We start from the raw sequence: 7,980 nt of genomic DNA on the forward strand, positions 1-7,980 counted from the left end.
GGAAGGTTGACTCGAAGGATCACACGGTGGCCGCGTCTACATCCGGGTGGGTGTGTCCGGGCCTCTGTGCGTTACACCACTCTATGGGGCTCTACCCGCGAACACCGCACCGGGATGCTTTTCCCACGCCCGCCAGGACGCCACCGCCCATCGCCGCAACAATGAGTCCCACCGGCCTGTAAGATCCGGCCAGGCGAAACCAGACACCGCCTCTTCCAACCCGAGACGCACCAGCTCGTCACGATTGGCCGCGTGCCGATACACCGTCGCCTGCCCGACACCCAGCCGGTCCGCCACCGCAGCGAACGTCACCTCCCGGAAACCGACCGTCACGACCGCGCCGCCGATGGCCGCCGCATCGATCGTGGGTGGACGCCCCGGCCGACGCGCGCGACCTGCCGCACGGCCACCACTTTCTGAGGTAAGGCTCACCTCAACAGATTATGAGAGTAGACTACCGAAATCAAGGGACGGCGTCATCGACACCGAAGGACGGGGTCGACAGCTGGGCTACCCGGGTGCTTGCGGCACATGGCGCAGCGCCTGGTTCATTCGAGCAGGTGCTCGATGGTGGCGATTCGCATGGCGATGGTCTCGGCGAACATCTCATCGCTGGTGCGGGGGTCAAGGTCGGACGCTTCTCGTGACCGTGGTGCAACGACGTCGGGGAGGGAGTCCAGCCAGGCTTCGGGCACTGGTTGGCTCATCATCCGGCGCAGTTCGTCGTCGCCGCGGTCGTAGCGGTAGTCGATCAGCAGCGTGAAGGCGAACACGTCGAAGAGGAACCCGCTGCGTATCACGAGCGCCTGGGGCAGTGTCAACCCGAGGTCGACCAAGAACTGTAGGAGGCGTTCGGCAAGGATCACCCGGTGCGGGTCGACCGACGTGGCACTGACGGTCTCGTCCAGTGAGATCAGGGTGGCGCGCGGGTAGGCCCGGTAGGCCTGGCGGGCTTTGTCGTAGGCATCGCGGAGCGCGTCGCGCCAATCCGGGTGGTCGAAGGCCGGCATGGGCGTGTGCTGCAGCATGCGCGCGGCGGCGAGATCGATCACTTCCTGCCGGTCTGCGACATGGTTGTAGAGCGCTCTCGGGGTCACGTCGAGCTGGCGAGCGAGTCTGTGCATGGAGAGCGCGGCGAAGCCTTCTGCACCTGCGATCGCGAGCGCGGTCTCGACGATGAGGTCGCGACTCAGGACGATGTCACCCTGACGGGGGCGCCCTCTCCCCCGGTCGCTACGGCGCTCAGTGGACACACCACGATCCTAGCTTGGCGAGAACAGTAAATACATGGCTATTGATTTTCGCGCTTGCTGCTTCTAGCCTCACTTAGGTGACTCTTACTCGAGCTAATGCCCTGATGTCTGGAGCTGGCGAGGCAGGTGCCCGGCCCGGTGCGGAACCCACCACCCTCGGTGCGATCGTGGCCGGGCACCGGCTCGGGCTTGTGGCCTCTGCCGTGCTCGCCGTCGTCGGTACCGGGTGCTCGCTGGCGCCGTATCTCGCGGTGTATGCGGTGACGGTGACTTTGTTCGCCGGACCGTCGGCCGATATCGCAGCGGTCGGCTGGATCGCGTGGTGGACGGCGGTCGCGCTCGTCGTGCGCGCGATCGCGAACGGCCTGTCCACCCACGTCGGGCATGTCGCCGCGTACCGGATCCTCGGCGACCTGCGGCGTGCCATCGCTGCGAAGCTGCAGGTGCTGCCGCTCGGGCGGGTGCAGGCGAGGTCGACGGGTGAGCTGAAGAAGGTGCTGCACGACGACGTCGAGCAGCTCGAGGAGGCGCTCGCGCATGGCGTTCCCGACGGCGCCGCCGCTGCGGCGGTGCCTGTGGCGACGACAATCGCATTGTTCGTCGTCGACTGGAGGCTCGCGCTCGTGGCACTCGCCTCGCTCGTGCTGCTCGTCGTCGTCTCCGCGGTCGGTATGAGGCTCGCGCAGCGCAACAACGCCGCTCTCGCCGAGCACTCGACCACGCTCAGCCGGGCCGTCATGGGGTATCTGCAGGGCATCAAGGTCATCCGCGGGTACCTGCGGCCGGACACCGGCTACGACCAGGCACGCGCAGCCGTCATCGAGGCCGCGCGTCTGCAGACGGCGGCGACAGCCGGGCCGGTGAAGTGGCTGGTGGCGGCGATGACCGTGGCCACGGGGCTCACGGTCGCGCTGCTCATCCCCGTCGCGGGTCTGCGCTTCACCTCCGGTGAGCTGGATCTGGCGACGCTCGTGCTGTTCCTGCTGCTGGCGCTCGGGTATCTCACGCCCGTCATGGGCCTCGTCGGCACGCTGGCGACGATCCTCGTCAGGATCCAGCTGGCGGCGGGGACGATCACCGAGATCCTCGCCGAGGACCCGCTGCCCGCACCGGCCGAGCCCGTCGTCCCCGAGCGTTTCGACGTGGAGTTCGACGATGTGCGGTTCGCCTACCGCGAGGACGCGCCGGTGCTCGACGGCATCAGCCTGACCGCACGGGAAGGGGAGACACTCGCGCTCGTCGGCCGGACCGGCAGCGGTAAATCGACGCTCGCCAGGCTCGTGGCGCGATTCTCCGACGTCGATTCCGGTGCGGTACGCATCGGCGGGGTCGACGTGCGGCAGATCCCCTCAGAGTCGCTCGCGGGGCTCGTGGCGTTCATCCAGCAGGACGAGTATGTCTTCGCCGCGTCGCTGCTGGAGAACATCCGCATCGCCAGACCGGACGCGACCGATGCCGAGTCGATCGCCGCCGCGGAACGCGCCCAGCTCGGCGACGTCGCTGCCGCACTGTTCCAGGGGTGGGCGACCGAGCTGCCCGCCGGCGGCGGGGTGCTGTCCGGCGGTGAACGGCAGCGCATCGCCATCGCCCGGGCGATCCTCAAGGACGCGCGCATCCTCGTGCTCGACGAGATCACCGCATCGCTGGACGCCACCACCGAACGCAACACACTCGAGGCTCTCGATGAAGTCATAGCGGGACGTACCGTGATCGCGATCGCCCACCGGCTCTCCACCATCCAGCACAGCGCCCAGATCGCCTATCTCGACCAGGGTGTAGTCGCCGCGACCGGCGACCACGAGGGGTTGCTCGAGACGTGTACCCCGTATCGGGAGCTCTGGCACTCCTACCGGGACGCCGCGGGCTGGCGGCTCGAGGCATCGACCGCACCGGTACCCGCGCCGGCACCCGCTACGAATGTCGCCGAGAACCTCCCGGACAGCGCCGCGGACGAGTGGGGGCAGGCTGCGCGTTCCGTCGTGCGAGCGCACATCGGCGGGCTCGGCTTCGCCAGGCAGTGGCGGGCCCTGTACGGGCGGAGCTGGCAGACGCTGTGGCGCCGCGGGTTCGTGCGACTCATCGCGGAATCGCTCGTGCGCGGGGCGCCGCTCATCGCGGTCTTCGTGATCGTCATGGCCGCCATCGGCGAGGGATGGGCCGGCGGCCTCGACGCGTCACTGGTCTGGACCGTCACGGCGCTGCTCGCCGGCATGCTGGTATTGCGCCTGCTCGCCTCCGTCTGGTCCAACGCGCTGGTGTGGCGGTTGTCGGCCCGCTCCAAGGCCGATCTGCAGCTGTCGGTGCTCGAACGTCTCCGGCGGGTTCCGCTGGGGTTCTTCGGTCGCGTCGACAACGGCAGGATCGCCACGCTCGTCGGCAACGACACGGCGATGATCGACTTCCAGAACGTCCCGCAGCAGATCGTCGGCGGGCTCGTGCAACCCGTCTACGCGATGATCATCCTGCTCGTCATCGACTGGCGGCTCGCCCTCGCGGCGCTCATCGGCCTGCCGTTGTTCTGGCTGCTGACAGTGTGGAGCGATCGCATCCACCACCGGGCCTTCGCCGACCTCTACGCCGCGAGACAGGAGGCCACCGTCGCACTGCTCGACCAGGCCCGCGGCGCCGCTGTGCTGCGTGGGAACCCTGGGTCGGCGATGGCAGCCCGCTATGACACCGCGATCTCACGGCTCTCCGCCGCCAGCACGGCCATGTCGGTACGGGCCACGCCCGCGACGGCGCTCGGCTCGATCGCGGTGGAGTCCGGGCAAGTGGTGCTCATCGTCGTCGGGGCAGGTCTGTACGCCACTGGGGCGGTGCCTGCCGTCACCCTGCTGGCCTTCCTGTTCCTGTCGCTGACGATCTACCAGCCCATCCAAGAGCTCATGATGCTCGCCGGCTACCGGCGCAACCAGCAGCAGATCGCCGCCAAGATCGGCGAGATCTGGGACGCTCCCGTGCTCAGTGAGCCCGAACTTTCCGCGGAGCCCGCCGACGGGTCGGTCGAGTTCCGCGACGTCTCCTTCACATACGACGGCGCATCGCAACCGGCCCTCACGGGTGTATCGTTCCGAGCCGAGCCTGGGCAGATCACCGCACTCGTCGGACCGTCGGGCTCGGGCAAGTCGACCATCGCCCACCTGGCCGCACGACTGTGGGACGTCCCATCGGGGCACGTGCTGCTCGGCGGCGTACCGGTCACCGAACTCGGCAGCGACCGCGTCATGGCACAGGTGGCGGTCGTGCACCAGGACGTCTACCTCTTCGACGACACCGTGCGCCACAACCTCGCACTCGGACACCCGTACGCCACCGATGACGAGCTGTGGGCCGCGCTCGAGGCCGCGCAGTGCGACGACGTCGTCCGGGCGCTGCCCCACGGCCTCGACACCGTGCTGCACGACGGCGGCACCGACCTGTCCGGCGGACAACGCCAACGGCTCGCGATCGCCCGAGCCCTGCTGAAGGACGCGCCGGTGCTCATCCTCGATGAGGCCGTCGCCGCAGTCGACCCCGGCACCGAAGACCGCATCCAGCGAGCACTGTCCTCGCTCGTGGCCGGCCGCACCGTGCTCGTCATCGCGCACCGCCTGACCACCATCGCCGCCGCTGACCGCATCGTCGTGGTCGAACACGGCCGCATCGCCGGCATCGGCGCCCACACCAAACTGCTGGGCGACTGCCCGGCCTACGCGGATCTCGCCGCCCAGCAAGGAGCATCATGACCACCAGCCGCCCCCCGATTCCCGGTGGCCAGTCCCGTCGCGGGAGGCTCGCACTCGTCGCCGCGCTCTACTGCACCCAGAACCTGAGCCTGGGCTTCTTCACCTACGCGTTCCTGACCATCGCGCAGGCCCGTGGCGTGCCACTCGCGCTCATCGGGGCCGCAGCGGGCATCGCAACACTACTCACGCTCAAGTTCCTGTGGGCGCCGGTCGTCGACCGGTTCGGGTCACGACGGCTCGGACACTATCGCGGCTGGCTCCTCCTCACGCAGTCGCTGCTCGCCATAGGATGCGCCTCGCTCGCCCTGTTCGACCCGGCCACCCAGTTCACGACCCTGCTCGCGCTGTTCGCGGTGATCTTCGTCGTCGCCGCCACCCAAGACGTCGCCGCCGACGCCGCCGCGACAAGACTCCTTCGGCCAGACGAGCGCGGCCTGGGCAACGGCTTCCAATCGGCGGGATCGTCAGTGGCACAGGTCGTCGGCGGTGGCGTCGTACTCGTCGTCTACCAGGCGGCGGGATGGCAGATCGCCGCGCTCTGCCTCGCCGCATGCACGCTCGTCGCGTTGCCCTTCGTCCTCCGCTGGCGCGAGGAGGCCGATGAACGCGACGTGCCGGCACCCCGCGTCACGCTACGCACGATCGGCCAGTTCTTCGGCGATCGGCGCGTGCGATGGTGGAGTCTCGCACTCATCCCCGCGTACAGTGCGGGCTTCACCATCGCCTATAACCTCGTACGCCCCATGCTCGTCACCGACGGCTGGGACGAGGCCACGATCGGCCTGTACGTCGTGATCGGCGGCAGTCTCACCGGCGTCGCAGCCGGCATCCTCGCCGGCGTATACATCGCCCGGATCGGCAGACGACCCGCACTACTGTGGCTGGGCGGACTACAGGTGCTCGCCACCTTCGGCACCCTGCCGATCGCACTCGGTGCGACCTGGCCATGGCTCGTGCTGCTGGTCGTGGCACTGTCGAACGCCGCATTCGCAGCCGCCTTCGCGATCATCTACACGATCTCGATGGACCTCACCCGCCCCGAAAGCGCAGGCACCGACTTCACCCTCTTCACCACCATCACGTCACTCCTCATGGTCATCTCCGGCGGCTCCGGCCTCGCACTCGCGGGCACCTTCGGATTCGTCCCAGTCATACTCGGCGCCGGAGTGCTGTCCGCACTCGGACTCACGGTGGTCGTATGGAACATCGGCCGCGTACTCGACGACGACATCCAGAACACTCATCACGCCACACCGTCGACTGGCAGCCGAGAACCTCGTGGCACCCGTCAACGCTGACGCCGGTGGCGACGAGTACGACAGTTTCAGGACATCGGTACCAGTCACCGATCCTGTGGCGCTGACCTGCCGACGCTGCGCGGTGCGGAGTCCCAAAGGAAGCGGCATCAGACCGAGGGCGCTTCGGTCGATGCCATCGCCAAACAACACCACGGAACACTCACACTCTCAGCAAGGGGCCGGCGGACTCGACGTTATGCCTCCGTGGCGGACAGCTATGCCCCAAACCGCTGCTGGCGGTCCCCGGTAGGCACTCAACGGTCACGCTCGAGAAGACCTGTCCAGACGGGAGCGGACCAGAGGCACGTACGCTGCTTCCTTCTCTACCGCGACCACACAAAACCCCGCTCCAGCTGCGGCCTCCACCGTGGTGCCGGATCCGGCAAATGGCTCCAGCACCATGCCACGCGGTGGGGTGACGAGCGTGACCAGCCAGCGCATCAGCGCCAGTGGTTTTACCGTTGAGTGCGACACCCCGAATGCCCGAGGACGCTCAGCGGCGGAGGGCTTTCGGTCGAAGCGGAAGATCGGGAACTTCCTCGATAGCGACTCGCCTTGCCATGTCCCCGTCAACACATCCAACGCATCCGCTTGACTGGCATCGAATGCGACGTTCGTCGGCCACCGGCCGTCAGCGAACCCGGCGCCGTCGATGTTGAGCCCGCCGACACCGTGACTGAGGACGTTTCGGACGACGCTTCCTTCGGGTGGTTTGCGGGCGATGATGATCGGCTCGAACGCAGGCCGCAATGCCGTGCCCCACCCTTCCCACCGTGTCGCGTCCTCGGTGACCGGTGTGCCTTTCGACAGTACAGTGCGCGTTGCGCCGAGCACCCCGTCGTGATCCGTGGCCTGCACGACCCGGTCGGCGCGCTGCATGCCGTGGTGCTTGTCGATCGTGTGCGAGAGGTCCAAGCTCTTGGGCATCCCGGTTGTGTGCAACCATGCGATCTGGTCGCGGATCTCGAACCCTGCATTCTCGATCCCGCGCACCATGCGATGCCAGGTGCGTGCACCACCGAATGCTGCAACATACGCGCCCGGCTTGAGTGCGTGCAATGCTCCTGCAGCCCAGGCCGTGCACCAGGTCTCGAATACCTCCGGCGCACTCATCCCAGTCATGTCGATGTGCGGGAGGGACTCGCGGAACCCGGAAGCGTCGTCCCAGGCTTGCCCGTTGAAGCTCAGCCCATACGGCGGGTCGGTCACCAGGGCGTCGATGCTGGCCTCGGGCAGGAGCGGGAGAAGCTCAACGGTGTCACCGAGGTAGAGCGTCGCCCGCTCATCGGCGAAGACGGGCGCGGGAATTTCGGCCAGGCGCGGGGCGGGCGACGGTATGGGGTCAGGCATGGCGGGGGCTCCTTGCTGTTCGGGGCCTGTCCGCCTTCGTGTGCGACGAACAGGGTCACCCAGCAGGTACGGGCCATACCGACGAAACCGAGCCCACACAGCCCCAGCGTCGACGCCAGGCGAGAGTCAGTCCCAGCGGGCCGAGTCCGAGCTCCCCCGAGGTGCCTGCGCTTCGCTGATTTCCAGTGCCAGCTTTCTCCCACACACGATCGGCTATCAACGCTAAACCTTGATCCACCGATGCGAGTAGCCGGATCAAGCCGCGCGTGAAATGGAAATGCCCCTTCTGAACTGGGAAAATGATGATGTTCGAAGTCAACATTCCCGTTCAAGAAAGGGGCACCTCTCAGGTGC

General features: G+C 67.6%; 5 protein-coding genes. 2 read left to right on the forward strand and 3 right to left on the reverse strand.

Annotated features, from left to right (window positions below; genetic code table 11):
* Positions 1-81: 81 nt before the first annotated feature.
* A complete protein-coding gene (locus BSP109_RS17980; RefSeq protein WP_101599968.1) occupies positions 82-432 on the reverse strand; it encodes a helix-turn-helix domain-containing protein in 351 nt (116 codons plus the stop codon).
* 116 nt (positions 433-548) lie between these two features.
* Complete coding sequence (locus tag BSP109_RS08095) at positions 549-1,253, reverse strand: TetR/AcrR family transcriptional regulator (RefSeq protein ID WP_087053547.1); 705 nt, start codon at positions 1,251-1,253, stop codon at positions 549-551.
* A gap of 104 nt (positions 1,254-1,357) precedes the next feature.
* Between BSP109_RS08095 and BSP109_RS08100 the strand changes: the two genes are divergently transcribed.
* Both BSP109_RS08100 and BSP109_RS08105 read left to right on the forward strand, forming a co-directional pair.
* Positions 1,358-4,978 (forward strand): ABC transporter ATP-binding protein, encoded by a 3,621-nt coding sequence (locus BSP109_RS08100; protein ID WP_087133161.1) that lies wholly within the window; start codon positions 1,358-1,360, stop codon positions 4,976-4,978.
* The gene (locus BSP109_RS08105) at positions 4,975-6,276 is read left to right on the forward strand and encodes an MFS transporter (protein WP_087133160.1); all 1,302 of its coding nucleotides are present in this window, start codon (positions 4,975-4,977) and stop codon (positions 6,274-6,276) included. Before BSP109_RS08100 ends, BSP109_RS08105 begins: the two co-directional genes overlap by 4 nt.
* Before the next feature lie 261 nt (positions 6,277-6,537).
* On the opposite strand, the gene BSP109_RS08110 is transcribed toward BSP109_RS08105, so the two are convergent.
* The gene (locus tag BSP109_RS08110; RefSeq protein ID WP_218778594.1) at positions 6,538-7,626 is read right to left on the reverse strand and encodes a DNA methyltransferase; all 1,089 of its coding nucleotides are present in this window, start codon (positions 7,624-7,626) and stop codon (positions 6,538-6,540) included.
* Positions 7,627-7,980: the final 354 nt, after the last annotated feature.

The organism is Brevibacterium sp. Mu109 (assembly GCF_900169375.1).
In the GTDB taxonomy this organism is placed as follows: domain Bacteria; phylum Actinomycetota; class Actinomycetes; order Actinomycetales; family Brevibacteriaceae; genus Brevibacterium; species Brevibacterium yomogidense_A.

Coding starts and splice junctions, on each gene's coding strand:
- BSP109_RS08100 (WP_087133161.1), top strand. CDS start 1,358: ATGTCTGGAGCTGGCGAGGCAGGTGCCCGGCCCGGTGCGGAACCCACC.
- BSP109_RS08105 (WP_087133160.1), top strand. CDS start 4,975: ATGACCACCAGCCGCCCCCCGATTCCCGGTGGCCAGTCCCGTCGCGGG.
- BSP109_RS08110 (WP_218778594.1), bottom strand. CDS start 7,626: ATGCCTGACCCCATACCGTCGCCCGCCCCGCGCCTGGCCGAAATTCCC.